Consider the following 25,471-nt stretch of genomic DNA (forward strand, 5'->3'; position numbering starts at 1 on the left):
GCTTGAAGAGTCGAAAAGATTCGACGAGGGACGTTGAGGGAAAGTCAGTGACGCCTCTGTTCTTTGCCGACACTTGGCGCTAGCTTCGAGACACCAGTGGGAGCGGTTCCATCAGTCGACGCGTCGGTTCATGACGCGCCTGAGCTGCAAGGAGTCGCTCATGCGACACCCCCCGCGTTCAGTACTTTTAGCCGTGGCCGGCACGGTCGCCCTCGTTGCGGGCGCCCTGTTACCGGTCGTCACGGCGCAGGGAGCCGTGCCCGCGTGCACGGTCGAGTACTCGGTCACCAGTCAGTGGGACACCGGCTTCCAGGGCGCCGTGAGGTTCACCAACAATGCGGCAGCCCTGAGCAGTTGGAACCTCACCTTCGACTTCGCGGACGGCCAGAAGGTCACTCAGGGCTGGAGCGCGAAGTGGTCCCAGTCCGGTACGACCGTCACCGCCGCGAACGAGAGCTGGAACGGCTCCCTGGGTACCGGCGCAAGCGTCAGCGCGGGCTTCATCGCCTCCACCTCGAGGACGAACGCCGCACCGACGACGTTCAAGCTCAACGGCACGACCTGCAACGCCGACTCCGAGCCGACCCCCACGCCCACCCCCACCGCACCCCCCACGACGGATCCGCCGGACACCGGTGACGGGCCGCCCGCACTGCACGTCTCCGGAAACAAGCTCGTGGACGCCGGCGGAAACACCCGTCGTCTGCTCGGCGTGAACCGTTCCGGCGGCGAGTTCATGTGCGTACAGGGGCGCGGCATCTGGGACGGACCGGTCGACGACGCCTCCGTCGAGGCGATCGCCGACTGGAACGTCGACACCGTGCGCATCCCGCTCAACGAGGAGTGCTGGCTGGGCCTTTCGAACATCAACTCCGCCTACGGCGGCACCAACTACGTCAACGCCGTCAAGGAGCTGGTGGCCCGCGTCGAGGCGCACGGCATGACGCCGATCGTCGAACTGCACTGGAACTACGGTCAGTACACGGGAAATTCGGCCGGCTGCTCGGATGTGCACGCCAGCTGCCAGAAGCCGATGCCCGACATGCAGTACACCCCGTCGTTCTGGACCTCGGTGGCCAACGCCTTCAAGAGCGACCAGGCCGTCGTGTTCGACCTGTTCAACGAGCCCTACCCGGACCGCGCCACCTCCACGACCACCCAGGCGTGGCAGTGCTGGCGGGACGGCGGCACCTGTCCCGGCATCGGGTACGAGGTCGCCGGTATGCAGGATCTCGTCGACTCCGTACGGGCGACCGGAGCCAGGAACGTCATCCTGGCCGGCGGGCTCGCGTACTCCAACGACCTGAGCCAGTGGCTGACGTACAAGCCCACCGACCCGACCGGCAATCTGGCCGCCGCGTACCACGTCTACAACTTCAACACCTGCGCCAACGAGAGCTGCTGGAACTCCACCCTCGCCCCCGTCGCTGCCCAAGTGCCGCTCGTGGCAGGGGAGATCGGGGAGAACACCTGCTCGCACGGTTTCGTCGATCAGGTCATGAAGTGGTTCGACGACCGCGGCCTGTCGTGCCTGGGCTGGACCTGGAACACCTGGGACTGCTCCACCGGTCCGTCCCTGATCTCCGGCTACGACGGGACGCCCACGGCGTACGGGGCCGGCCTGCGCGACCATCTGCGCGCACTCGACGGATAGGCGCCACGGGACCGATCAGTCGGACCGACCAGTCGGGTCGATCAGCCGGGTCGATCAAGCCGGGCCGAAACCGGTCTGTTCGAACCCGATCGACGGCCGATCGGAAACACCGAAGAAACGGACACCACCCGCAACCGAGAAGGAACCCGCACTCATGAGCCGTAGCAGAACAGCGGTACTCGCCGCGCTGGCGCTGGTCGCCGGCGCCTCCGGGACGGCGCTCGCCGTCGTCCCCGGCGATCCGGGCATCGCCGCCATCCCGTGCAGCGTCGACTACAAAGTGCAGAACGACTGGGGCAGCGGCTTCACCGCCGCCGTCACTGTCACCAACAACTCGGCCGCGAAGTCGAGTTGGTCGGTGAAGTGGGCGTACGCCGGCACCCAGAAGGTCACCAACGGGTGGAACGCGAAGATCACCCAGGCCGGTACGGCGGTCACCGCCAACAACGAGACCTACAACGGGACGCTGGCGACCGGCGGTTCGGTCAGCTTCGGATTCCAGGGCACCTACAGCGGCACCAACGCGATCCCGACCACGTTCACCCTCGACGGCGTGACCTGCAACGTCGACAGCGGTACCGGGACCCCGACCGACCCCGGGACCCCGACGGACCCCGGCACCCCGTCCACCAAGGTCGACAACCCCTACGTCGGCGCCAAGGTGTACGTGAACCCCGAATGGTCGGCGAAGGCCGCCGCCGAGACGGGCGGCAGCCGCATCTCCAGCCAGCCGACCGGCGTCTGGCTCGACCGTATCGCCGCCATCAACGGAGTGAACGGCGGCATGGGGCTGCGCGCCCACCTCGACGCGGCCCTCGCCCAGAAGGGCAGCGGTGAGGAAGTCGTCCAGCTGGTCGTCTACGACCTTCCCGGACGTGACTGCGCCGCCCTCGCCTCCAACGGCGAACTCGGCCCGACGGAGATCGACAAGTACAAGACGCAGTTCATCGACCCCATCGCGACGATCCTCGCCGACAGCAAGTACGCCGGCCTGCGGATCGTCACCACCATCGAGATCGACTCGCTGCCCAACCTCGTCACCAACACCGGCAGCCGGCCCACCGCCACCGCGGCCTGCGACACCATGAAGGCCAACGGCAACTACGTGAAGGGCGTCGGCTACGCGCTGGACAAGCTCGGCGCGATCCCCAACGTCTACAACTACATCGACGCCGGTCACCACGGCTGGCTCGGCTGGGACGACAACTTCGCCCCCTCCGCCCAGCTCTTCTACCAGGCGGCCACCGCCGAGGGTGCGACCGTCGACGACGTACACGGCTTCATCACCAACACGGCCAACTACAGCGCCCTGAAGGAGAACAACTTCACCATCAACGACTCCGTGGCCGGCAAGTCGGTCCGCGAGTCCAAGTGGGTGGACTGGAACCGCTACGTCGACGAGCAGTCGTACGCCCAGGCCTTCCGCAACCAGCTGGTGACCACCGGCTTCAAGTCGAACATCGGCATGCTGATCGACACCTCCCGCAACGGCTGGGGCGGCACCGCCCGGCCCACCGGCCCGGGCGCCACGACCAGCGTGGACACCTACGTCGACGGCGGCCGCTACGACCGCCGCTTCAACACCGGCAACTGGTGCAACCAGTCCGGCGCCGGCCTCGGTGAGCGTCCCAAGGCGGCTCCGGCCGCCGGGATCGACGCGTACGTGTGGATGAAGCCGCCGGGCGAGTCCGACGGTGCCAGCTCCGCCATCGCGAACGACGAGGGCAAGGGCTTCGACCGGATGTGCGACCCGACGTACACGGGCAACCCCCGCAACAACAACAACATGTCGGGCGCGCTGCCGAACGCGCCGCTGTCCGGACACTGGTTCTCGGCCCAGTTCCAGCAGTTGATGCAGAACGCGTACCCGCCGCTGTAGGTCCGTGGCCGATACGCGAGTCGCTCCGCACGACATCGAGGTGAGACGAGATCGAGGTGAGATGACGGTGAGGTGAGCGACGGTGATCCGTCGGGGTCGGGGGACGGTCCTCCCGGGCCGACCGACCCCGGCGGTCGCGAACTCCACCGGTGAGCAGTTCCTGTCCGGTCGCTCCAGCTCGTCGGGAGCGGCCGGACAGGCTCGATCCGGTTTGCCGTCGGCGTCACGCCTTTTGCCGCACCGGCAACAAAGGTGGCCCCGGACCGGTGCGTCGGCGCACGCTGACGGCACACCGGACGAGAGGCTGACACCATGGCGCACCACCCACACGAGCCCCGCGACGACCGGCACACCCCGGGCCAAGGCCACGCCCCTGGTGCTACGCACGGTGACGGTCAGGGTCACAGTCACGGCCATGGACACGGCCAGGACACCGACATCGACTGGGCCGAGATGGCCCCGCATCTCGAAGCGCAGGCCGAACTCTTCACTCCCATGTACGAGCGGGCGCTGTCCTGGCTCGGGAGGGAGGTGACCGAGCCGGGGCTGATCGTGGACGTGGGCAGCGGTCCGGGGGTCGTCTCCTGTCTGTTCGCCGAGACGTTCTCCGGTGCGCGGGTCACGGCGGTGGACGGTTCCGCGCCGCTGCTGGAGCGGGCGCGGCAGCGAGCCGACCGGCTCGGGTACAGCGACCGTTTCGACACCTTGGCCGGTGAACTTCCCGATGTGTTGGCCGAGTTGGACTACCCGGCCGACCTGTTGTGGGCCGGCCGCAGTCTGCACCACCTGGGCGACCAGCGCGCTGCTCTGGCCGCCTTCGCGGAGCGCCTCGCGCCCGGCGGCACGCTGGCGATCATGGAGGGCGGTCTGCCGACCCGGTTCCTGCCGCGGGACCTCGGTTTCGGGCGACCCGGCCTGGAGGCACGGCTCGACGCGCTGCAGGAGGAGTGGTTCGCCCGGATGCGGGCCGACCTGCCCGGCTACGTCGAGGAGGCCGAGGACTGGGCGGCGCTGCTCGGCGCGGCCGGTCTGAAGCACGCCCGCACCCGCAGCTTCCTGCTCGACCTGTCCGCGCCCGCCTCCGACCGGGCCCGCGCCTATGTCGCCGCGTCCCTGTCGCGGCTGCGGGACGTCTTCGGTGACGCCCTGGGCTCCGATGACCGCGCCGTGCTGGACCGGTTGCTCGACCCGCAGGACGAGGCGGGCGTGCACCGCAGGGCGGACGTGTTCGTGCTCGCCGCGCATACCGTGCACACCGCGGTGAAGCCGGTCCAGTAGACGGCCCGAGTCCCAAGTCGGTCTGACAGGGCTTGACTTGGAGAGTGCTCCAAGTGATGGACTGCGTGCCGCGCATCGTACGTCGAGCAACGAGCAGCCACCGACACGGTACGGCCGACGTACGCAGCCAGGACGCGCAGCCGACGCAATGGGGGGCACACCATGAGCAACGTCTCGGGCACTTCGGATGCTCCGGTCGCACTGATCACCGGCGGCGGCAGCGGCATCGGTGCCGCCGTCGCGCGGCAGCTGCTGGCCGCCGGGTACCGGGTCACGGTCACCGGCCGCGGCGAGGAGCGGCTGCGCGCCTTCGCCGCGGAACTCGGCGAGCCGAAGGGGCTGCTGACGGTGGCCGGGAATGCCGCCGACTACGACTGTGTACATTCGGCGGTCGCCCGTACGCTCGATGCATACGGGCGACTGGATACAGTCGTCGCGAACGCGGGGACCGCCACCCACGATTCGGTCGCCGAGGGTGACCCGGCCGGATGGACCGACATGGTCCTGACGAACGTACTCGGACCCGCGCTCCTCATCCGTGCGTCGATCGACGCGCTGAAGGAGACCCGGGGACGGATCGTGCTGATCGGCAGTGTCGCCGGCTTCGTGCCCACCCCGGGCAACATCTACGGGGCGACGAAGTGGGCGGTGACCGGCCTCGCGGAGAACACCCGCCGCCAGGTCACCGAGTGGGGGGTCGGCGTGACGCTGATCGCGCCCGGCCGGGTCGAGACCCCCTTCTGGGACAGCTACGGCAGCCTGCCGCCCGGGCAGCTGCTGACCGCCGACCAGATCGCCGACTCCGTCGTGTGGGCCATCGGGCAGCCGGCGGGCGTCGACATCAACACCGTCGTCGTACGGCCGATCGGCCAGCCCAACTGACCGGCCTGCCGACACGTCGAGGGCGCCCCCCGGATCGGGGGGCGCCCTCGACGCATGCGGGGGAACCCTCAGCCGACGTCGAACGTCGCCGGGTCCGGACCGATGCGCCGGTCCTCGTTGAGGGCGCTGATCGCCGCCAGGTCCTCGGTGTCCAGGCTGAAGTCGAACACGTCGATGTTCTCCTTGATCCGCGACGGCGTCACGGACTTCGGGATCACGACGTTGCCGAGCTGGAGGTGCCAGCGCAGCACGACCTGTGCCGGGGTGCGGTTGTGCTTCTGGGCGATGGCCACGACCGCCGGGACCTCGAGGAGGCCCTTGCCCTGGCCGAGCGGGGACCACGCCTCGGTGGCGATGCCCTGCTCCGCGTGGAACTCGCGCGAGGCGTGCTGCTGGAGGTGCGGGTGCAGCTCGATCTGGTTGACGGCGGGGATGACCGACGTCTCGCCGATCAGCCGCTCCAGATGCGCCGGCAGGAAGTTGGACACGCCGATGGCGCGCACCCGGCCGTCCGCGAGGAGCTTCTCGAACGCCTTGTACGTGTCCACGTAACCGTCGCGGGAGGGCAGCGGCCAGTGGATGAGGTACAGGTCCAGGTAGTCCAGGCCGAGCTTCTCCAGCGAGGTGTCGAACGCGCGGAGCGTCGAGTCGTATCCCTGGTCGCTGTTCCAGAGCTTGGTGGTGACGAAGATGTCGTTGCGGGGCACGCCGGAGGAGGTGATGGCCTTGCCGGTGCCCTCCTCGTTGCCGTAGATCGCCGCTGTGTCGATGCTGCGGTACCCGGCCTCCAGCGCGGTGGAGACCGCCTGCTCCGCCTCGTCGTCCGGCACCTGCCAGACACCGAAGCCCAGCTGGGGCATCTCCACGCCGTTGTTGAGGATGATCGGGGGGACCTTGCTGCTCACGAGCTCTTGATCCTTCGGTTGTCCGTCAAAGTGGTACTCCCATCGTCAACGATCACGGCGAGTGATGCATTCCTGACCCCCGAATTCGTCTCGGGAGCCGGTTTGGGGAGCCGGCTTCCGGAGCCTGCCTTGCCCGTTTCGGGAGCGGTCGGAAACGTGTTCCACGTCGCCGCCGGAAGCCTTACGAGCGGTACAGCGCGTCGACCTCGTTCGCGTAAGCGTTTTCGATGGCCTTGCGCTTCAGCTTCAGCGACGGGGTCAGCAGTCCGTGCTCCTCCGTGAAGGGCTGGGCGAGGATGCGGAACGTGCGGATCGACTCGGCCTTCGAGACCAGCGTGTTGGCCGCTACGACGGATCGGCGCACCTCCGCCTCCAGATCGGGGTCGCTCACCAGCTCGACCGGGGTCAGCTGCGGTTTGTTGCGCATCTGAAGCCAGTGCTCGACGGCCTCCTGGTCGAGGGTGACCAGAGCGGCCACGAACGGCCGGTCGTTGCCGACGACGATGCACTGGTTGACCAGCGGATGATCACGCACCCGCTCCTCCAGCAGCCCCGGCGAGACGCTCTTGCCGCCGGAGGTCACCAGGATCTCCTTTTTGCGGCCGGTAATCGTGAGGTAACCGTCTTCGTCGAGTGATCCCAGGTCACCGGTGGCCAGCCAGCCGTCGTGCAGGGTCTCGTCGGTGGCCTTGGGGTTGTTGAGATAGCCCTGGAACACGTTTCCGCCGCGCAGCCAGATCTCGCTGTCGTCCGCGATGTGCACGGTCATGCCGGGGATCGCCTGGCCGACCGTGCCGTATCTGGTGCGTCCGGGCGGGTTGGCGGTCGCGGCCGCCGTCGTCTCGGTCAGGCCGTAGCCCTCGTAGATCTGCACACCCGCGCCGGCGAAGAACAGGCCGAGCTTGCGGTCCATGGCCGAGCCGCCGGACATGGCGTGCCGCACCCGGCCGCCCATCGCCGCGCGCACCTTGGAGTAGACGAGCTTGTCGAACAGCTGGTGCTGCATCCGCAGACCCGCCGAGGGGCCCGGTCCGGTGCCCCAAGCCTTCGCCTCGACCGCCTCGGCGTAGTTCACGGCCACGTCGACGGCCTTCGCGAACGGTCCCGCCTTGCCTTCCCGCTCCGCCTTGCGGCGCGCCGCGTTGAACACCTTCTCGAAGATGTACGGCACGGCCAGGAAGAACGAAGGTCTGAAAGCGGCCAGGTCGGGGAGCAGGGCGGCCGCGTGCAGCTGGGGCTGGTGGCCGAAACGGACCTTGCCGCGGATCGCGGCGATCTGCACCATCCGCCCGAAGACGTGCGCGAGCGGCAGAAACAGCAGGGTCGCGGCCTCGTCGCCCTTCTTCGAGTGGAACACCGGCTCCCAGCGTTCGATGACCGTGTCCGCCTCGAACATGAAGTTGCCGTGCGAGATGACACAGCCCTTGGGCCGGCCGGTCGTGCCCGAGGTGTAGATGATCGTCGCGGTCGAGTCGGGGGTAACCGCTTCCCGGTGCCGGTGCACCACGTCGTCCTCGATGGCGGCGCCGGCGTCGTACAGCTCCTGCACGCAGCCCGAGTCCAGCTGCCACAGCTGCCGCAGCCGGGGGAGGCGGTCGATGACGGTGGCGATCGTCATCGCGTGGTCCTCGTGCTCGACGATCGCGGCCGTGCACTCGGCGTCGTAGAGCATCCAGAAACACTGCTCGGCCGAGGAGGTCGAGTAGACCGGTACCACCTGGGCGCCGATGGTCCACAGGGCGAAGTCGAAGAGCGTCCACTCGTAACGGGTGCGGGACATGATCGCGACGCGGTCGCCGAAGCGGATGCCCTGCGCGAGGAGACCTTTGGCCAGGGCGAGGACCTCGTCGCGGAACTCACCGGCGGTCACGTCCCGCCACTCGCCCCCCTCGTCCTTGCGGCCGAGAGCGACGTAGTGCGGGTCCTCCTGGGCATGCCGGAACACGACGTCGGCCAGACCGCCCACCGGCGGTGCCAACGCCAACGGAGGGTTGGTGAACTCGCGCAAACCCGCACCCCGCTTCTCATGGCCGCACAGCGCCGTGAAAGCTACCCCACCCGACGGCGGGAGGGGAGGGGGGCGGAAAACGAGTGATGCTCTCGTCTGCGCTGGTCAGTGCCGGAAAATGGGCTCACATGGGGAAGGGTCGGACAGAAAACTGACGGAAGAGTAAGTTTCGGCACCGTAATCTCCACCGAATCTGCCCGTACCGCTTACTCTGCCCGCCCCTTCCCACGGCGGTCACGGTCCGCGTCACCCAACCCCTGCTGTCGAGACCACGGGCGGGGGGCTTGTGCCACGACCGGGGGCTCCGTCACGGCCGGGGGGCCGCTCCTTCCTTCGACGGCGCGGTCGCATCCGTTTCCCCTGTGCCGGCCACGGCCGCGGGTGGTGTCCTGACCAGGACGAGGACGAGTGCCGCGGCGACCAGGCCCGCACAGCCGGCCGTCACCAGCGCCGCGTCGAGCCCGGAGGCGAACGCGGACCGCAGGGTGTGCTCGGAGAACGTGCCCCGCAGCGCGCCGGCGCCACCGCCCGCCAGCGCGTGGGAGGCGTCGTGCGGGAGGGTGTCGGTCATCCGGGCGGTCACCACGGTGCCGAATACCGCGACCCCGAGCGCGTACCCGAGCTGCCGTACGGTGTTCACGGCCCCGCCCGCCATCCCGGCCCGCGCCGGTTCCACCGCGGCCAACGCGGCTCCGGCCACGGTAGGCGCGACGAAACCGGTTCCTATGCCCACCAGCACGAACCCGGGCACCAGCGCCGTCCAGTCCGAACGGGCGCCGAGCACGGCCTGGCAGAAACAGCCCGCGCCGATCAGCAGGAGTCCGCCACCGATGGTCAGCCGGGCAGAAACGCCATGGAACCGCTTCCCCACCACGACCGCCGTGACCATGGCCGCCACCGTCATCGGCAGCAGCGTGAGCCCACCGCGCACCGGGCTCATCCCCAGCAGCGTCTGCATCCAGATGGACAGGTACGGCGTCACACCGAACGCCACGCCGTTGAAGGCGAGCGCGCCCACCATCACCCCCACGAACGCGGGCCGGCGCAACAGCGACAGGTCGAGCAGCGGATGCGCCGCCCGCCGCTCCGCCAGCACGAAGCACACCAGCGCGAGCGCGGCGAGCCCGAACGAGGTGAGCGTCGCCGACGCCGTCCAGCCGTCCTCACCGGCCCGTACGACGGCGTACGCCGTCCCGCCCGCGAAGACCGCGAAGGTCGCCGTGCCCGCCCAGTCGACCCGCATCCCGCGCGGCCCCCTGGACTCCGGCACCGCCTTCAGCGTCAGCCACACCGCGACCACGCTCACCGGAAGGTTCACGTAGAAGATCCATCGCCAGCCGGGCCCCTCGGTCAGCAGCCCGCCCAGCACCGGCCCGACCGCCGCGGCCGCGCCGCTCACCGCGCCCCACACCCCGAGCGCGGCCGACCGCTGCCGGCCCTGGTAGACCGAGCCGAGCAGCGGCAACGTCGTCGCCAGCATCGCGGCCGCCCCCACCCCCTGGAGGGCCCGAGCAGCGACGAGGGTGTCCGGCCCGCTCGCCAGCCCGCACAGCAGCGACGCCGTCGCGAACACCACCACTCCCACCACGTGCACCCGGCGGCGCCCCAGGATGTCGGCGGTGGCCCCGGCCCCCAGCAGCAGCGCGGCCAGCGCGAGCGCGTAGCCGTCGACGACCCACTGCAGATCGCTCAGCGAGGCGTGCAACGCCCGCGCCATGTCCGGCAGCGCCACGATCACGATCGTCACGTCCAGCAACAACATGAACGTGCCCAGGCACACCGCTGTCAGGGGCCCCCATGTGCGCATGTTCTTCTCCTCGATATTTCCTCTGCGATGGATGCGAAGCGCTCCGTACGATGGACGAGACGCGGCCGATCACCGTGGTATCCGGTGCCCAGCCGACGGAATCCGACGGGGGAGAGTGCAGTGGAGATGGAATTCCACGCCGATGGCAAGCTGGACGGACTGGATCTCCGGTTGCTCTCGGCGCTGGAGGTGGACGGGCGGGCTTCCTTCAGCAGACTCGGCGGGGTCCTGGGCGTCTCCGACCAGACGGTCGCGCGCCGCTTCCGCCGGCTCAGCGCCGAGGCCGGCCTGAGGGTCGTCGCCCTCCGGGACGCGGAACGCCTCGGCCAGGACCAGTGGATGCTGCGGCTGCGCTGCGTACCCGACAGCGCCACGGTCATCGCCGACGCGCTCGCCAAACGCCCCGACACCTACTGGATCGGGCTGGGCTCCGGTGGCACCGAGATCGTCTGCATGACCCGGCCCCGCCATCCCGGCGACCACGACGACCTGCTCCTCGGCAAGCTCCCGCGCACCCCGAGCGTCGTGGAGATCCGCGCCCAGCAACTCCTCCACCGCTTCTACGGCGGGCCGACCGGCTGGTTGCGGAAGTTCGGGGCGCTGGACGAGGAGCAGATCGCCGCCCTCACGCCGCGCCACGACGCGAACGCGTCGGCGGGGCTGACGGGGCCGGGGCTGACGGGACCGGCCCGGATCGAACCCGAGGACGAGCCGCTGCTCGCCGTCCTGGAACGCGACGGCCGGGCCACCTATCCGGAACTCCAGCGCGCCACCGGTCGCTCCGAGTCCGCCGTCAAACGCCGCCTGGCCGCCCTGCTCGCCTCGGGCGCCGTCTACATCGACGTCGAGTACCACTCCGAGTTCCTCGGCTACCCCCTGGCCGCCGTCCTCTGGATCACCACGGCGCCCTCCGCCATGCACGAGGTCGGGCAGGCGCTCGCCACCCACGACGAGATCGCCTTCGCCTCGGCCACAGCCGGACCCTCCCACATCGTCGTCACGGCGGTGGTCCGGGGCACGGCGGGTCTCTACGCCTACCTCAGCGGGCCTCTGGGGCGCCTGGAGGGCGTCCAGCACGTGGAGGCGACGCCGTTCATGCGACGGGTGAAGCAGCTGACGTATCAGCATGCTGGGCGGTAGGCGGTAGGCGGTAGGCGGTAGGCGGTAGGCGGTAGGCGGTAGGCGTAGGGCGGGCGGCGGGCCTGCCGTAGGCGGTATGTGGGATTCGGTATGCAATGTGCGGCATGCCGCATTTCGGTGCGCCGCATACCGGATACGGCATGCCGCACGCGGTATGCCGACGGTTCAGCCGGCGCCGCCTCCCGGCGGGTCGAGCCGTCGACCGGACCCTGCCGCCCGGCGGTGCAGTCGGTCGCCGCCCGCCAGGATCGCTGCCGCCAGCGCGTCCGCAGCACCCTGGGCCGAGGTGCGTCTGTGTCCGTGCACCAGCACGAAGTCGACCTGCCCCAGCTCCGGCAGCCCAGCCCGCTCCGGGACCCGCACCAGGCCCGGCGGGATCAGGCCTCGCGAGTGGGCCATCACGCCGAGGCCGGCCCGGGCCGCCGCGATGAGGCCGTTGAGACTGCCGCTCGTGCATACGATCCGCCAGGCCCGCCCTTGCCGCTCCAGCGCCTCCAGGGCCAGGGCGCGGGTGATGCCAGGAGGCGGGAACACGATGAGCGGGACCGGGCGGTCGGCGTCCAGGCGCAGCCTCTCCGCGCCGATCCACACCAGCCCGTCGTGCCACACCAACTCCCCCCGAGGATCCTCGGGACGTCTCTTGGCCAGCACCAGGTCCAGTTTCCCGGCGGCGAGTTGTTCGTGCAGGGTGCCCGACAGCTCCACCGTCAGTTCGAGGTCGACCTCGGGATGGTCGTAGCGGAAGCCCTCCAGGATCTCCGGCAGCCGGGTCAGTACGAAGTCCTCGGAGGCGCCGAAGCGCAGCCGACCGCGCAGCCGGGTGCCGGTGAAGAACGCCGCAGCCTGCTCGTGGACGTCCAGGATCCGGCGCGCGAACCCGAGCATCGCCTCGCCGTCCTCCGTCAGCTCCACGGAGTGCGTGTCCCGGGTGAACAGCGCCCGCCCGGTGGCGTCCTCGAGGCGTCGTACGTGCTGGCTGACCGTGGACTGACGCAGCCCGAGCCGCCGCGCGGCCTGTGTGAAGCTCAGGGTCTGGGCGACGGCGAGGAAAGTACGCAGATGGGAGGGCTCGTACACGAGCGCCACAGTAGTCCGTCGGAGGCTTTGTTTATCGCAATACGTGATGACAGTGAGAGCGGTATACCGGATTCCCGATCACGACGCGGAGGAGGACGATGGGGAGGGGCTCCCCGAGCCCGGACGCACGCCCATCGAACCGCACGTGGAGCACCGTGAAACGCCTGCACTGGCCGAGTTGGATGCCGGTCGACCCGTACATCCTGCTGTTGCTCGGCACCGTCGGGTTCGCGGCGCTGCTCCCGGCGCGCGGCGCCGCCGCCGATGTGGCCTCGGGCGCTTCCACCGCCGCGATCGCCTTCCTCTTCTTCTTCTACGGCGCCCGACTGTCGACCCGTGAGGCACTGGACGGGCTGAAGCACTGGCGGCTCCACGTGACCGTCCTGGCCTGCACCTTCCTGATCTTCCCGCTGCTCGGCCTCGCCGCGCGCGGCCTCGTCCCGGTGTTCCTCACCCACCCGCTCTACCAGGGGCTGCTCTTCCTCACCCTCGTGCCGTCGACCATCCAGTCGTCGATCGCCTTCACCTCCATCGCCCGGGGCAACGTGCCCGCCGCGATCTGCGCGGGCTCCTTCTCCTCGCTGGTCGGCATCGTCGTCACCCCCCTGCTCGCGGCGGCCCTGCTCGGCAGCAGTGGCGGTGGTTTCTCCGCGGACTCGCTGGTCGAGATCGTGGTCCAGTTGCTCGTGCCGTTCGTCGCGGGACAGCTGCTGCGCCGTTGGATCGGCGGGTTCGTCGCGCGGCACAAGAAGGTGCTCGGGCTCGTCGACCGAGGCTCGATCCTGCTGGTCGTCTACACGGCGTTCAGTGAGGGCATGATCCAGGGCATCTGGCACCAGGTCAGCGCCGTACGGCTGGGTGGGCTGCTCATCGTCGAGGCCGTTCTGCTCGCCGTGATGCTCGTCCTGACCTGGTACGGCGGCAAGGCGCTGCGGTTCAACCGCGAGGATCGCATCGCCATCCAGTTCGCGGGCTCCAAGAAGTCCCTGGCCTCCGGGCTGCCGATGGCGAGCGTCCTGTTCGGCGCGCATGCGTCCCTGGCGGTGCTGCCGCTGATGCTCTTCCATCAGATGCAGCTGATGGTGTGTGCGGTCATCGCCAAACGCCGGGCGAGGGATCCGCTGGAGGCGTCCCGGGAACCTGCCGACGAGAGGGCGCCGGCGGCTGCGACGTGAGATTCTCGCCGGTCGCCGCTCGCCGGTCGCCGCTCGCCGGTCGCCGGTCGCCGGTCGCCGGTCGCCCGTAGACAGTCGGCGGTGGTCCGTGGGTGCGCGCGGGGCGACGATATGCAATGTGCGGTCGACCGCATCCTGACCTCCGTCGACCCCAGCTCACGGCACCAGGACGACCTTGCCCGAATTGGCGCGTGACTCGATCGTCGCGTGCGCCTCGGTGGCGTCCTCCAGGGCGAATTCCTTGTGCACGACGGCTTTCACCACCCCCTCCGCGAACAGCTGCCACAGCTCTTGGCGCCACCGCTCGTACAACTCCGGTTTCCCGCGCGCGATGTGGGCCATCTGGAAGCCGATCACGGACTTGGCGCCGACCAGCAGGTCGTATGCCTGGACCGTCCCGCCCCCGGAGCTGTACGCCACGAGTCGTCCGCCGGGCGCGAGGGACGCGATGGCGGGCGTGAGCAGCTCGCCGCCGACCGCGTCGAGCGCGTAGTCGACGCGGACGCCCCAGTCGTCCTGGTCGTAGGTGATGACGTCGTCGGCCCCCAGCGCCCTCACGAAGTCGGCCTTCGAGGGGTCGGACACGGCGCCCACGACGCGGGTCGCGCCGCGCGTCCGCGCGAGCTGTACGGCGAGGTGGCCGACCCCGCTCGCCGCCGCGGTGACGAGGGCCGCCTCGCCCGGCTCGGGTCGGGCGGCCGTGAGGGCGCCCAGCGCGACCAGGCCGCTGCGTACCAGGGCGACCGCGTCGACCGCGCCGGCGTCGTCCGGGACGGGGGAGGCCATGACCTCGTGCAGGAGCGCGAAGTCGGCGTAGCCGTGGCCGAAACACAGGCCGGTCACGCGATCACCCACCCGGAATCGGCTGACCCCGCCCCCGACGGCCACGACCTCCCCGGCGATCTCGCCCCCGAGAGGAATCGGTTCCGCGGCCTCAGCGACCTTACGGACGACGGGAAGGGTGGCGCCGATCGCCTCGCAGCGCACGAGGAGTTCGCCGGAGCCCGGTTCGGGGACAGGTGCCTCCTCCAGGAACAGGGGGCCGCCGGTGGAGCCGTATCGGACGCGGCGCATCACACCTCCAGGACTCATTGGGAGTCCCAACGGTATCCTGAAGGTCATTGGGGCGTCCAATGAATTGTCGTAGGGTGTGACCATGCCCGAAGCACCCCTCTCCGCCATTCGCTCGCTGCCCAGCTGGCTCCTGGGCCGGGCCGCCGGCCGGGGTCGCGCACTGGTGGCCGAGGCCCTCGCCGTCGAGGGCCTCAAGATGTGGCACCACGTGGTGCTCTCCGCCGTTCGTGACCTCGCCCCTGTCGCCCAGGCCGACCTCGGTCGCAGTGTCGGACTCGACCCCAAGGACCTGGTCGGCATCCTGAACGACCTGCAACTCGCGGGACTCGCGGTGCGTGAACCGGATCCGAACGACCGCCGGAAGAACGCGGTGTCACTCACCGAAGAGGGACGACGGCTGCTCCGGCGCTGCGAGAAGGCCGCCCGGGAGGCGAACGAGGCGTTGCTCGCCCCGCTTTCCGCCGCCGAATGCGACCAATTCATGGGCATGTTGATCCGGATTTCCGGTACGGAGGGCTGACGGCGGATAACGTTCCGTCATGACCGCAGCTCTTCCACTCGTCCCCGCGCGCAGCGCCCTCGTCCTCGTCGACCTGATGGACCGCATCGTCGCGTTGCCCCTGGAGCCCCACAAGGGAAGCGAAGTACTGGCCGTCGCAGAGGAGTTGGCGGCGGGGTTCCGATCGGCCGGCGCGCTCGTCGTCCTCGTCCGCGTCGAACGTCCCGGCGTCACCGAGCAGCCGCCCGGCAGCGGGTTGGTCCAAGGGCTCTACCAGGACGGTGACTTGGAGATCGTCAAGCGGACGATCGGCGCCTTCCAGGGGACCGGCCTGGACGATCGACTCCGCGAACACGGGGTGACGACCCTCGTCTTCGGCGGCATCGCCACCAACCTCGGCGTCGAGTCGACCGCCCGTGCCGCCGGTGACCTCGGCTACGACCTGGTCTTCGTCGAGGACGCGATGGCCGCTCTCACCCGGGCCGAACACGAGGCTTCGGTGAAGCTGGACTTCCCTCGACTGGGGACCGTGGCGCGCGCGACCGACGTGCGATTCACGAGCGGCTGAGGCGGGACCCCGCGGCGCAGGGGGCGCTCCCCGCCGGCCGGGGCCCCGCCGCCGTGCCGCGGGGAACCGGGTCAGCCCTGGGCGGCCGCGGTCCGCAGGGTGATGCGGCCCTCACCCGCGTACACGTTCATGGAACTGCCCCGCAGGAAGCCCACCAGCGTCAGCCCGGTCTCCGCGGCCAGATCCACGGCCAGGGAGGAGGGCGCCGAGACCGCCGCGAGCATCGGGATGCCCGCCATCACGGCCTTCTGCGCCAGCTCGAACGAGGCCCGGCCCGACACCAGCAGGATCGTCCGCGACAGGGGCAGGTCCCCGTTCTGGAGGGCGCGGCCGACCAGCTTGTCGACCGCGTTGTGCCGTCCCACGTCCTCGCGTACGTCCAGCAGCTCGCCTTCCTCGGAGAACAGCGCCGCCGCGTGCAGCCCCCCGGTCCGGTCGAAGACCCGCTGGGCCGCGCGGAGCCGGTCGGGGAGGCTCGCGAGCAGTTCGGGTTCGATCCGGAGCGGGGGAGAGTCGGCGATGGGCCACCGGGCCGTCGTACGGACCGCGTCCAGGCTCGCCTTGCCGCACAGGCCGCAGGAGGAGGTGGTGTAGACGTTCCGCTCGAGGGTGATGTCGGGCATCGTCACGTCGGGGGCCGTCCGGACGTCCACCACGTTGTAGGTGTTGGATCCGTCGACCGTCGCGCCCGCACAGTAGACAATATTCAGCAGATCGGATGCGGCGGCCAGTACGCCTTCGCTGACCAGGAAACCGGCCGCCAGCGCGAAGTCGTCACCGGGCGTGCGCATGGTGATGGCCAGGGGCTTGCCGTTGAGCCGGATCTCCAGTGGCTCCTCGGCGACCAGGGTGTCCGGCCGGGCGGAGACCGCCCCGTCCCTGATGCGGATCACCTTGCGTCGTTCGGTGACTCGTCCCATGTCGTGATCAGCCCCGGTTCTGTACGTGCTGGTAGCCGAAGCGGCCCTTGATGCAGAGATTCCCGTGGGTCACGGGGTTGTCGTGCGGTGAGGTGACCTTCACGATCTCATTGTCCTGCACATGGAGCGTGAGGTTGCAGCCCACCCCGCAGTAGGCGCACACGGTCGTGGTTCGGGTCTGTGCTGATTCATCCCAGTTTCCGGCCGCTCGGCGGTCGTACTCGGACTTGAACGACAGTGCTCCGGTCGGGCACACCTCGATGCAGTTCCCGCAGTACACGCACGCGGATTCGGTCAGCGGGGCGTCGTGCTCGACGGCGATCCGGGCGTCGAAACCGCGTCCCGTGACAGAGATCGCGAAGGTGTTCTGCCACTGGTCACCGCAGGCGTCCACGCACTTGTAGCAGAGGATGCACTTGTCGTAATCGCGTACATACAGATCGTTGTCGATCTTCGGTTCCTCGTTCAGCCGGGCCGCGTCGGCGCCGAATCGATCCGGCTTCGCGTCGTACTCCTTGATCCATTCCGCAACCATCGGTGTCGTGGACAGGTCGACCGAGGACGCGAGCAGCTCGAGAACGATCTTGCGGCTGTGCCGGGCGCGCTCGGTGTCGGTACGGACGTCCATGCCGGACTCCGCCCTGCGGGAGCACGCCGGCACCAGGGTCCGGGAGCCCTCGACCTCCACGACGCAGACCCGGCAGGCGTTCTTCGGGGTGAGCGTGTCGCCCTGGCACAGGGTCGGGACGTCCTTCCCGGCGGCCCGGCAGGCGTCGAGGATCGTCGATCCCTCGGGAACCCTGGCTTCCTGCCCGTCGATCGTGAACTCCACCAGCCGTCGTGGCACTCCCAGCGGTATCGCGGTCACAGGGCGGCTCCTGTGCGGACGGTCTCGGTCATTCGTATGCCCCCAGACGGTCGATGGCGGATTCCACGGCGTTCCAGGCAGTCTGGCCCAGGCCGCAGATCGAGGCGTCCCGCATGGCGCGCCCGACCTCGCGCAGCAGGGCGATGTCGGTGGCGGCGTCGGAGCCGGTCCGTTCCACGATCCGGTGCAACGCCTCTTCCTGCCGTACGGTCCCGACCCGGCAGGGCACGCACTGCCCGCACGACTCGTCCCGGAAGAACTCGGCGATGCGCAACAGCAGTCGGGGCAGCGGGACGGTGTCGTCGAAGGCCATCACGACCCCGGAACCGAGCGTCGTGCCCGCCTCCCGGGTCCCCTCGAAAGTCAGCGGGATGTCCAGTTCGTCGGGCCGTACGAAGCCGCCGGCCGCGCCGCCGAGGAGTACGGCGCGCAGGTTCTCGCGCACCCCGGCGAGGGTGAGGAGTTCGCCCAGCGTCGCTCCGAAGGGGAGTTCGTACACGCCGGGGTGCTCGACGCTGCCCGACACGCAGAACAGCTTGGGGCCGGTGGACCCGGTCGTGCCGATCGCCGCGTAGGCCGGAGCGCCCATGGTGAGGATCGGCAGGACGTTGACCAGCGTCTCCACGTTGTTCTCGACCGTCGGCTTGCCGAACAGGCCCTTCTCCACGGGGAACGGCGGTTTCGAGCGTGGCTCGCCCCGGTACCCCTCGATGGAGTTGAACAGGGCTGTCTCCTCGCCGCAGATGTACGCGCCGGCGCCTCGCCGGATCTCGATGTCGAAGGCGTAGCCCTGGCCGAGGACGTCGTCGCCGAGGAGACCGCGAGCGCGTGCACAGTCGACCGCATATTGCATACGGTGCAAGGCGCGCGGATACTCGCCGCGGAGGTACAGGTACCCCTTGTGCGCGCCGACCGCGTACGCCGCGACCGTCATCGCCTCCACCAGCGCGTACGGGTCGCCCTCCATGAGCACGCGGTCCTTGAAGGTGCCCGGCTCGGACTCGTCCGCGTTGCACACCAGGTAGTGCGGATGGTCGGGCTGGGACGCCGTGGCCTGCCACTTGCGTCCGGTGGGGAAGGCGGCGCCGCCGCGACCGAGCAGGCCGGAGTCGGTGACCTCGCGGATGACCCCGGAGGGGCCGAGCGCGAAGGCGCGGCGCAGGGCCGTGTAGCCGCCGTGAGCCCGATAGTCGTCGAGCGACGACGGATCGACCACGCCGACCCGGTCCAGCAGGATCAGCGACGGGTCCCCTGCCTGGGGCACCGCGGCCGCCGCCGGTTCCTCCTCGGGCGCCGAGTCGGGGGCGCTCGCGGCGAGTACGGCCGCGTCGACGCTCGCCGGCGCCGACACCGCCGTACGCACCGGATCGCCGGCTCTGACGGCGAGTGCGGCCGGGGCGCGCTCGCACAGGCCGAGGCAGGGGCTGCGCTCGACGGACACCCCACTGCCACTGCCCAGACGTGACTCGATCCCGGAACACAGCGCGGCGGCGTCCGCGGCGGCGCAGGCGAGGTCCGTGCACACGTGGAGCACGGTGGCCGGCCGCGGCTCGACCGAGAACATCGCATAGAAGGTGGCGACGCCGTAGGCCTCCGCCGGGGGCACGGTAAGGCGGCGGCACAGATAGTCGAGGGCGCCCTCGCTGATCCAGCCGATTCGGTCGTTGATCGCGTGCAGTCCCGGCAGCAGCAGGTCGCGGCGGTCCCGGGCCTCTCGTCCGCCCCGCGCCCACCGCAGGTCCGCGTCCGAACGGTCGGCGCCCTCCCACGAGGACTCCGGTGGACCGAACACGGCGTCCACGGCTGCCCGTTCGTCGTCCGTCGGCTTGCTGTCACCGAAGTGCAGGTCCACGACATCACCTCACACAGGTCGGGGCCGGGAGCTTCTCGATCCGGATCGCCGACGCTTTGAACTCCGCCGTCCCCGCGATCGGGCAATTCGCCTCGATCGTCAGTTGGTTGGTGTCCACCTCGTCGGGAAAGTGCATGGTCATGAAGGCGAGGCCGGGCCGCAGGGCGGTGTCGATCCAGACCGGAGCGACCACGGAACCGCGCCGTGAGCTCACCCGGACCTCCTCGCCGACGACGATCCCGTAGTGCTCCGCGTCCTCCGGGCACAGCTCGACGTACTCGCCGCGGCGCAGTGGGGAAGCGAAGCTCCCGCTCTGGACACCGGTGTTGTAGGAGTCGAGTCGCCGACCGGTCGTCAGCCGGATCGGGTACTCCTCGTCCGTGAGGTCGACCGGCGGATCGTGCCGGACGATTCCGAACGGCGCTCTCCTGCCTCGTCGTTCCGGTTCCTTCTCCCACAACCTCCCGTGCAGGTACGCGGGTTCGAGTTCCTCGGTGCTCGGGCACGGCCACTGGATGCCCTGATGATTCTCCAGCCGGTCGTACGTCATTCCGTAGTGGTCCGGGGACACCGACCTGAGCTCGTTCCAGACGGCCTCGGCGTCCGGGTACTTCCACTCGTGACCGAGCCGTGTCGCCAGGTCGCAGAGGATGTCGATGTCCTCGCGCGCCTCGCCGGGCGGCGACACGGCGCGCCGCACGCGCTGAACTCTCCTCTCACTGTTGGTCGTTGTGCCGTCGGTCTCCGCCCAGCCGGCCGTGGCGGGCAGCACGACGTCCGCCAGCTCGGCGGTCTTCGTGAGGAAGATGTCCTGCACGACGAGGAAGTCGAGGGACCGCAGACGGCGTACGGCCTGCTCGCTGTCCGCCTCCGACTGCGCGGGGTTCTCGCCGATGCAGTAGACGGCCTTCAGCGAGCCCTCCGCCATCGCCTCGAACATCTCCGTGAGGTTCAGTCCGTAGTGCGGCTGGATGACGGTGCCCCAGGCGGACTCGAACCTCAGCCGGGCCTCGGGGTCGAGGATGTCCTGGAACCCGGGGAGGCGGTTGGGGATCGCGCCCATGTCGCCACCACCCTGGACGTTGTTCTGTCCGCGCAGCGGCTGAAGGCCGGATCCGTAGCGGCCCACGTGGCCGGTCAGCAGCGAGAGATTGATGAGCGCGCGCACGTTGTCTGTGCCGTTGTGGTGCTCGGTGATGCCGAGCGTCCAGCACAGTTGGGCACGTTCGGCGCGGGCGTAGGCATGCGCCAACTCCCTTATGGCGGCGGCCGGTACGCCCGTCACCTTCTCCGCGAGGGACAGTGTCCAGGGCTCCACGAGCGCCTTGTACGCCTCGAAGTCACTGGTCGCGCGTTCCACGAACGCCTCGTTGGCGAGACCCGCGTGGATGATCTCGCGGCCGATCGCGTGCGCCATCGGGATGTCCGTGCCGACGTTGAGGCCGAGCCAACTGTCCGCCCACTCGGCGGTCGACGTCCGGCGCGGGTCGACCGCGTACATCCGGGCGCCGTTCCTGACCCCCTTCAGCACATGCTGGAAGAAGATCGGATGCGCGAAACGCGCATTGGACCCCCACATCACGATGACGTCGGTGTGCTCGATCTCCTCGTACGACGACGTCCCGCCACCGGAGCCGAAGGCCGCCGACAGGCCGGCGACGCTCGGCGCGTGGCAGGTCCGGTTGCACGAGTCGACGTTGTTGGTGCCCATGACGACCCGGGCGAACTTCTGCGCCACATAGTTCATCTCGTTGGTCGCGCGGGCGCAGGAGAACATGCCGAACGCGTCGCGGTTGCGCTGGAGGCCCCGCGCGGTGCGCTCCAGGGCCTCTTCCCAACTCGCTTCGCGAAAGGCTTCGTTGCGCGAGTCCCTGATGAGCGGTCGGGTGAGCCGGGTGTAGGTCTTCGGGGTCCGGTCGCGTTTCCTCATACGTGCTCCCCAGCGATCATGCGGCGCTCCTCAGCGCGAGCAGGTCCGAGATGGCGTGCACGGTGCGCAGGGTGGGCACCTCCACGCCGGTGATCTCCGCCAACTCGACGACGGCCGCCAGGAGCACGTCGAGTTCGAGCGGCTTGCCACGCTCCAGGTCCTGGAGCGTGGAGGTGCGGTGGTCGCCGACCCTCTCCGCGCCCGCGAGCCGGCGCTCGATGGAGACGCCCACCTCGCAGCCCAGGGCCTCGGCGACCGCGAGCGTCTCGCGCATCATCGTCTCGATGACCTGGCGGGTGCCGCCGTGCAGACACATCTGCCGCATGGTGGCGCGGGCCAGCGCGCTGATCGGATTGAAGGAGATGTTGCCCAGCAGCTTGAGCCAGATGTCGTTGCGCAGGGCCGGTTCCACCGGGCACTTCAGCCCGCCGGCCTGCATGGCCTCGCTGAAGGCCAGACAGCGCGTCGAGACGCTGCGGTCGGGCTCGCCGACGGAGAAACGGGTTCCTTCCAAGTGGCGTACGACGCCCGGCCCTTCGAGCTCGGTGGCCGCGTAGACCACACAACCGACGGCCCGTCCGGGCGCGAGCACCGCACTGACCGCGCCGTCCGGGTCCACACTCTCGATGCGCAGTCCGTCGTAAGGGCCGTCGTGGCGGTGGAAGTACCACCAGGGGATGCCGTTCTGGGCGGCGACCACCGCGGTGGAGCCGTGCAGCAGGGGCTCGATCAGCGGCCCGCACGCCGCGTACGAGTGGGCCTTGAGGCCCAGGAAGACGAAGTCGACCGGGCCGATCTCGCCCGGGTCGTCGGTGGCGTGGGCGCGGGCCGTGAAGTCGCCGCGCGGACTGAGCACCCGCACCCCGTCCCGCCTCATGGCCGCGAGATGCGGTCCACGGGCGACGAGATGCACGTCGGCGCCGGCGCGGTGGAGCGCTGCGCCGACGTAGGCGCCGATCGCACCGGCGCCGAGGACTGCGACTTTCATTGCGGGGGAGCTCCGTTCGGTCGAGGGTACCGAGGAACTGTCGAATCCTGTCGACGAAATATTGTCTACAGTATGGAGGATGGGGCGGCAAGGGTGCGCGCAGCGTTCGAGACGGTTCGCGGCAGGCCCGGGGGTGGCGTCGGAATGGGCGAAGTCCGGCAACGAGCGCGGAAGCGGTGACGGAAACCGGCCGGTCCGACCGTTCGGCGCAGGCTGGATACCGTTCACCGCATACCGTCGACGCGCCGCCTTTTCAACGCCCGCGCCGGTTCCTACCGTTCAGGACTCATGAGTCCCCCTGTCGCACCGGCCGGTTGGAGCCGCTGGCTCGTCCCCCCGGCCGCTCTCTCGGTCCATCTCTCCATCGGCCAGGCCTACGCGTGGTCCGTGTTCAAGCCTCCGCTGGAATCCTCGCTCGGCCTCAGTGGCACCCAGAGCGCGCTCCCGTTCCAGCTCGCCATCGTCATGCTCGGCCTGTCCGCCGCCTTCGGTGGCACGCTGGTCGAGCGCAACGGACCGCGCTGGGCGATGACGGTCGCCCTGGTCTGTTTCTCGTCCGGTTTCCTGATCTCCGCGCTCGGAGCCGCCACCGAGCAGTACTGGCTGATCGTCCTCGGCTACGGCTTCGTCGGTGGAATCGGCCTCGGTATCGGTTACATCTCGCCCGTCTCCACATTGATCAAGTGGTTCCCGGACCGGCCGGGTATGGCCACCGGCATCGCCATCATGGGCTTCGGCGGCGGCGCACTCATCGCCTCGCCCTGGTCGGCGCAGATGCTGGAGTCGTTCGGATCCGACAGCTCCGGCATCGCCCTCGCGTTTCTCGTACACGGGCTTTCGTATGCGGTATTCATGACGCTGGGTGTCCTGCTGGTGCGGGTACCGCGCGGCGCGCAACCGGTCGCGGGCGGGACCAGCGTCGTCGAGGGCGTCCAGGTCTCGGCGAGCAGGGCGGTGCGCACTCCGCAGTTCTGGTGCCTGTGGGTCGTGCTCTGCATGAACGTGACCGCGGGAATCGGCATTCTGGAGAAGGCCGCCCCGATGATCACGGACTTCTTCGCCGACACCTCCACCCCGGTCTCGGTGTCCGCGGCCGCCGGCTTCGTCGCCCTGCTGTCCGCGGCGAACATGGCGGGCCGCATCGGCTGGTCGTCGACCTCCGACCTGATCGGACGCAAGAACATCTACCGGGTCTACCTGGGTGTCGGTGCCCTGATGTACGCCCTCATCGCGCTGATCGGCGACTCGTCGAAACCCCTGTTCGTGCTGTGCGCGCTGGTGATCCTCTCCTTCTACGGCGGCGGTTTCGCGACGATCCCCGCCTATCTCAAGGACCTGTTCGGGGCCTACCAGGTCGGCGCGATCCACGGGCGGCTGCTCACCGCCTGGTCCACCGCCGGCGTGCTCGGGCCGCTGATCGTGAACTGGATCGCCGACCGGCAGGAGGACGCCGGAAAGCACGGCTCGTCCCTCTACACCCTGTCCCTGTTCATCATGATCGGGTTGCTGGCCGTCGGCTTCGTCGCCAACGAACTCGTCAGGCCCGTCCACGCCCGCCACCACCACGTCCCCGCCCCGAGGGAGGCCGCCGATGTCGAACGACAGCAGCCCGAGTCCGCAGCCTGACAGGCGCCCGCTGATCGCCTTCGCCTGGCTGTGGGTGGGCGCACCGCTGGCCTACGGGCTCTATGAGCTGGTACAGAAGGCGACGCAGCTGTTCACCAAGTAACCGGGTAGCCGTGTTTCTCGGGGGGCCGGTGGGCGGCGGGTATGCGTTCGGCGGATGCTCGGGCGTCCGAGGGCTATGGGGAAGCCGACAACCCGGGAACGCGTTTCCTGTTGCTTCACGCGCCCTCGTACCCGTGAGTCACTGATCAGACTGGTGGATCCCGCTACCCAAGGCAACGAGGGGACCCCCCATGAACGGCTCGCGCATCGCCGCCGTCGGCCACTACCAGCCCGCCAAGGTGCTCACCAACGAGGATCTGGCGGGCCTGGTCGACACCAGTGACGAGTGGATCAGGAGCCGGGTGGGCATCCGCACGCGCCACATCGCCGGCCCCGACGAGCCCGTGGACGAGCTGGCCGCGCACGCCGCGGCCAAGGCGCTCGCGGCGGCAGGCCTGGCGCCGAGCGACATCGACCTGGTGCTGGTCGCGACCTCCACGGCCGTCGACCGCTCGCCGAACATGGCAGCCCGGGTCGCCGCCCGCCTCGGCATCCCGCAGCCGGCCGCGATGGATCTCAACGTCGTCTGCGCCGGTTTCACCCACGCGCTGGCCACCGCCGACCACACGGTCCGCGCGGGCGCCGCGACCCGTGCCCTGGTCATCGGCGCCGACAAGATGTCCGAGGTGACCGACTGGAGCGACCGCACGACGTGCGTGCTCGTGGGCGACGGAGCGGGCGCCGCCGTGATCGAGGCGTGTCCCGACGGCGTGGAGCCCGGCATCTCACCGGTGCTGTGGGGCTCGCTGCCCGAGATGGGACACGCGGTGCGTATCGAGGGGCAGCCGGCACGGTTCGCGCAGGAGGGCCAGAGCGTCTACCGCTGGGCCACCACCCAGTTGCCGCCGCTGGCGCGACAGGCCTGCGAGCGGGCGGGCCTCACCCCCGCGGACCTCGCCGCCGTCGTCCTGCACCAGGCGAACCTCCGCATCATCGAACCCCTCGCGCAGAAGATCGGCGCCGTCAACGCGGTGGTCGCGCGTGACGTCACCGAATCGGGTAACACGTCCGCCGCCAGCATCCCGCTCGCCTTCTCCAAGCTCGTCGAGCAGGGCGCCGTCTCCACGGGGGACCCGGTACTGCTGTTCGGCTTCGGCGGCAACCTGTCGTACGCGGGACAGGTCGTGCGCTGCCCGTGAGCGGGGGCGGGAGGCGGTCGCGGGTGGATTCGCGCGGGTGGGGCGCGGCGTAGTGTGACGCGATCGACTGTGCCCGGCTCTGGCTACTGTGCGCCGTAGA

Annotated in this window: 21 protein-coding genes; 11 read left to right on the top strand and 10 right to left on the bottom strand. The window is 69.7% G+C overall.

Annotated features, from left to right (window positions below):
- The first annotated feature begins 160 nt into the window (after positions 1-160).
- The 4 genes from OG736_RS34955 (at position 161) to OG736_RS34970 (ending at position 5,693) form a co-directional block, all read left to right on the top strand.
- On the top strand, positions 161-1,654 hold the full coding sequence (locus tag OG736_RS34955; protein WP_327185945.1) for a cellulase family glycosylhydrolase: 1,494 nt from the start codon (positions 161-163) through the stop codon (positions 1,652-1,654).
- A 154-nt stretch (positions 1,655-1,808) separates the two neighbouring features.
- The gene (locus tag OG736_RS34960; protein ID WP_327185946.1) at positions 1,809-3,533 is read left to right on the top strand and encodes a glycoside hydrolase family 6 protein; all 1,725 of its coding nucleotides are present in this window, start codon (positions 1,809-1,811) and stop codon (positions 3,531-3,533) included.
- A 312-nt stretch (positions 3,534-3,845) separates the two neighbouring features.
- A complete protein-coding gene (locus tag OG736_RS34965; RefSeq protein ID WP_327185947.1) occupies positions 3,846-4,811 on the top strand; it encodes a class I SAM-dependent methyltransferase in 966 nt (321 codons plus the stop codon).
- Between the two features lie 162 nt (positions 4,812-4,973).
- Positions 4,974-5,693 (top strand): SDR family oxidoreductase, encoded by a 720-nt coding sequence (locus tag OG736_RS34970; protein WP_327185948.1) that lies wholly within the window; start codon positions 4,974-4,976, stop codon positions 5,691-5,693.
- 68 nt (positions 5,694-5,761) lie between these two features.
- Here OG736_RS34970 and OG736_RS34975 read toward each other — a convergent pair whose 3' ends face one another.
- From OG736_RS34975 to OG736_RS34985, 3 genes are all read right to left on the bottom strand, one after another.
- Positions 5,762-6,598, bottom strand: coding sequence for an aldo/keto reductase (locus OG736_RS34975; protein ID WP_327185949.1), 837 nt, complete (start codon positions 6,596-6,598; stop codon positions 5,762-5,764).
- A 181-nt stretch (positions 6,599-6,779) separates the two neighbouring features.
- The gene (locus OG736_RS34980) at positions 6,780-8,606 is read right to left on the bottom strand and encodes an AMP-dependent synthetase/ligase (RefSeq protein ID WP_327185950.1); all 1,827 of its coding nucleotides are present in this window, start codon (positions 8,604-8,606) and stop codon (positions 6,780-6,782) included.
- Positions 8,607-8,913: 307 nt separating this feature from the next.
- The gene (locus tag OG736_RS34985) at positions 8,914-10,413 is read right to left on the bottom strand and encodes an MFS transporter (RefSeq protein WP_327185951.1); all 1,500 of its coding nucleotides are present in this window, start codon (positions 10,411-10,413) and stop codon (positions 8,914-8,916) included.
- Positions 10,414-10,539: 126 nt separating this feature from the next.
- On the opposite strand from OG736_RS34985, the gene OG736_RS34990 reads away from it, so the two are divergent.
- Positions 10,540-11,553, top strand: coding sequence for an Lrp/AsnC family transcriptional regulator (locus OG736_RS34990; protein ID WP_327187793.1), 1,014 nt, complete (start codon positions 10,540-10,542; stop codon positions 11,551-11,553).
- Between the two features lie 165 nt (positions 11,554-11,718).
- Here OG736_RS34990 and OG736_RS34995 read toward each other — a convergent pair whose 3' ends face one another.
- Positions 11,719-12,630, bottom strand: a complete 912-nt coding sequence (locus OG736_RS34995) for a LysR substrate-binding domain-containing protein (protein ID WP_327185952.1) — start codon at positions 12,628-12,630, stop codon at positions 11,719-11,721.
- Positions 12,631-12,812: 182 nt separating this feature from the next.
- Between OG736_RS34995 and OG736_RS35000 the strand changes: the two genes are divergently transcribed.
- On the top strand, positions 12,813-13,805 hold the full coding sequence (locus OG736_RS35000) for a bile acid:sodium symporter family protein (protein ID WP_327187794.1): 993 nt from the start codon (positions 12,813-12,815) through the stop codon (positions 13,803-13,805).
- Between the two features lie 156 nt (positions 13,806-13,961).
- Here the strand turns inward: OG736_RS35000 and OG736_RS35005 are convergent, their stop codons facing one another.
- Positions 13,962-14,879, bottom strand: coding sequence for a quinone oxidoreductase family protein (locus OG736_RS35005; RefSeq protein WP_327185953.1), 918 nt, complete (start codon positions 14,877-14,879; stop codon positions 13,962-13,964).
- 82 nt (positions 14,880-14,961) lie between these two features.
- On the opposite strand from OG736_RS35005, the gene OG736_RS35010 reads away from it, so the two are divergent.
- Together OG736_RS35010 and OG736_RS35015 are read left to right on the top strand one after the other, a co-directional pair.
- On the top strand, positions 14,962-15,399 hold the full coding sequence (locus OG736_RS35010) for a MarR family winged helix-turn-helix transcriptional regulator (RefSeq protein WP_327185954.1): 438 nt from the start codon (positions 14,962-14,964) through the stop codon (positions 15,397-15,399).
- A gap of 19 nt (positions 15,400-15,418) precedes the next feature.
- Positions 15,419-15,946 carry an isochorismatase family protein gene (locus OG736_RS35015; protein ID WP_327185955.1) on the top strand — a complete coding sequence of 176 codons (528 nt, stop codon included), beginning with the start codon at positions 15,419-15,421 and terminating at the stop codon, positions 15,944-15,946.
- A 71-nt stretch (positions 15,947-16,017) separates the two neighbouring features.
- Here OG736_RS35015 and fdhD read toward each other — a convergent pair whose 3' ends face one another.
- Genes fdhD through OG736_RS35040 form a run of 5 tightly spaced genes read right to left on the bottom strand, consistent with a single transcriptional unit; the run spans position 16,018 to position 22,504 of the window.
- Positions 16,018-16,866 carry a formate dehydrogenase accessory sulfurtransferase FdhD gene (gene fdhD, locus OG736_RS35020; protein WP_327185957.1) on the bottom strand — a complete coding sequence of 283 codons (849 nt, stop codon included), beginning with the start codon at positions 16,864-16,866 and terminating at the stop codon, positions 16,018-16,020.
- 7 nt (positions 16,867-16,873) lie between these two features.
- On the bottom strand, positions 16,874-17,734 hold the full coding sequence (locus tag OG736_RS35025; protein WP_327185958.1) for a 2Fe-2S iron-sulfur cluster-binding protein: 861 nt from the start codon (positions 17,732-17,734) through the stop codon (positions 16,874-16,876).
- Between the two features lie 28 nt (positions 17,735-17,762).
- Positions 17,763-19,586, bottom strand: a complete 1,824-nt coding sequence (locus tag OG736_RS35030; protein ID WP_327185959.1) for an NADH-ubiquinone oxidoreductase-F iron-sulfur binding region domain-containing protein — start codon at positions 19,584-19,586, stop codon at positions 17,763-17,765.
- Positions 19,587-19,590: 4 nt separating this feature from the next.
- The gene (locus tag OG736_RS35035; RefSeq protein WP_327185960.1) at positions 19,591-21,516 is read right to left on the bottom strand and encodes a molybdopterin oxidoreductase family protein; all 1,926 of its coding nucleotides are present in this window, start codon (positions 21,514-21,516) and stop codon (positions 19,591-19,593) included.
- Positions 21,517-21,532: 16 nt separating this feature from the next.
- On the bottom strand, positions 21,533-22,504 hold the full coding sequence (locus OG736_RS35040) for a 2-dehydropantoate 2-reductase (RefSeq protein ID WP_327185962.1): 972 nt from the start codon (positions 22,502-22,504) through the stop codon (positions 21,533-21,535).
- Positions 22,505-22,792: 288 nt separating this feature from the next.
- On the opposite strand from OG736_RS35040, the gene OG736_RS35045 reads away from it, so the two are divergent.
- The 3 genes from OG736_RS35045 (at position 22,793) to OG736_RS35050 (ending at position 25,371) form a co-directional block, all read left to right on the top strand.
- A complete protein-coding gene (locus tag OG736_RS35045) occupies positions 22,793-24,130 on the top strand; it encodes an OFA family MFS transporter (RefSeq protein ID WP_327185964.1) in 1,338 nt (445 codons plus the stop codon).
- Positions 24,096-24,233 carry an MFS transporter small subunit gene (locus OG736_RS47345; protein ID WP_020125643.1) on the top strand — a complete coding sequence of 46 codons (138 nt, stop codon included), beginning with the start codon at positions 24,096-24,098 and terminating at the stop codon, positions 24,231-24,233. Before OG736_RS35045 ends, OG736_RS47345 begins: the two co-directional genes overlap by 35 nt.
- A 190-nt stretch (positions 24,234-24,423) precedes the next feature.
- On the top strand, positions 24,424-25,371 hold the full coding sequence (locus OG736_RS35050) for a beta-ketoacyl-ACP synthase III (protein WP_327185965.1): 948 nt from the start codon (positions 24,424-24,426) through the stop codon (positions 25,369-25,371).
- Positions 25,372-25,471: the final 100 nt, after the last annotated feature.

This window comes from Streptomyces sp. NBC_01334 (assembly GCF_035983595.1).
Classification (GTDB): domain Bacteria; phylum Actinomycetota; class Actinomycetes; order Streptomycetales; family Streptomycetaceae; genus Streptomyces; species Streptomyces coriariae.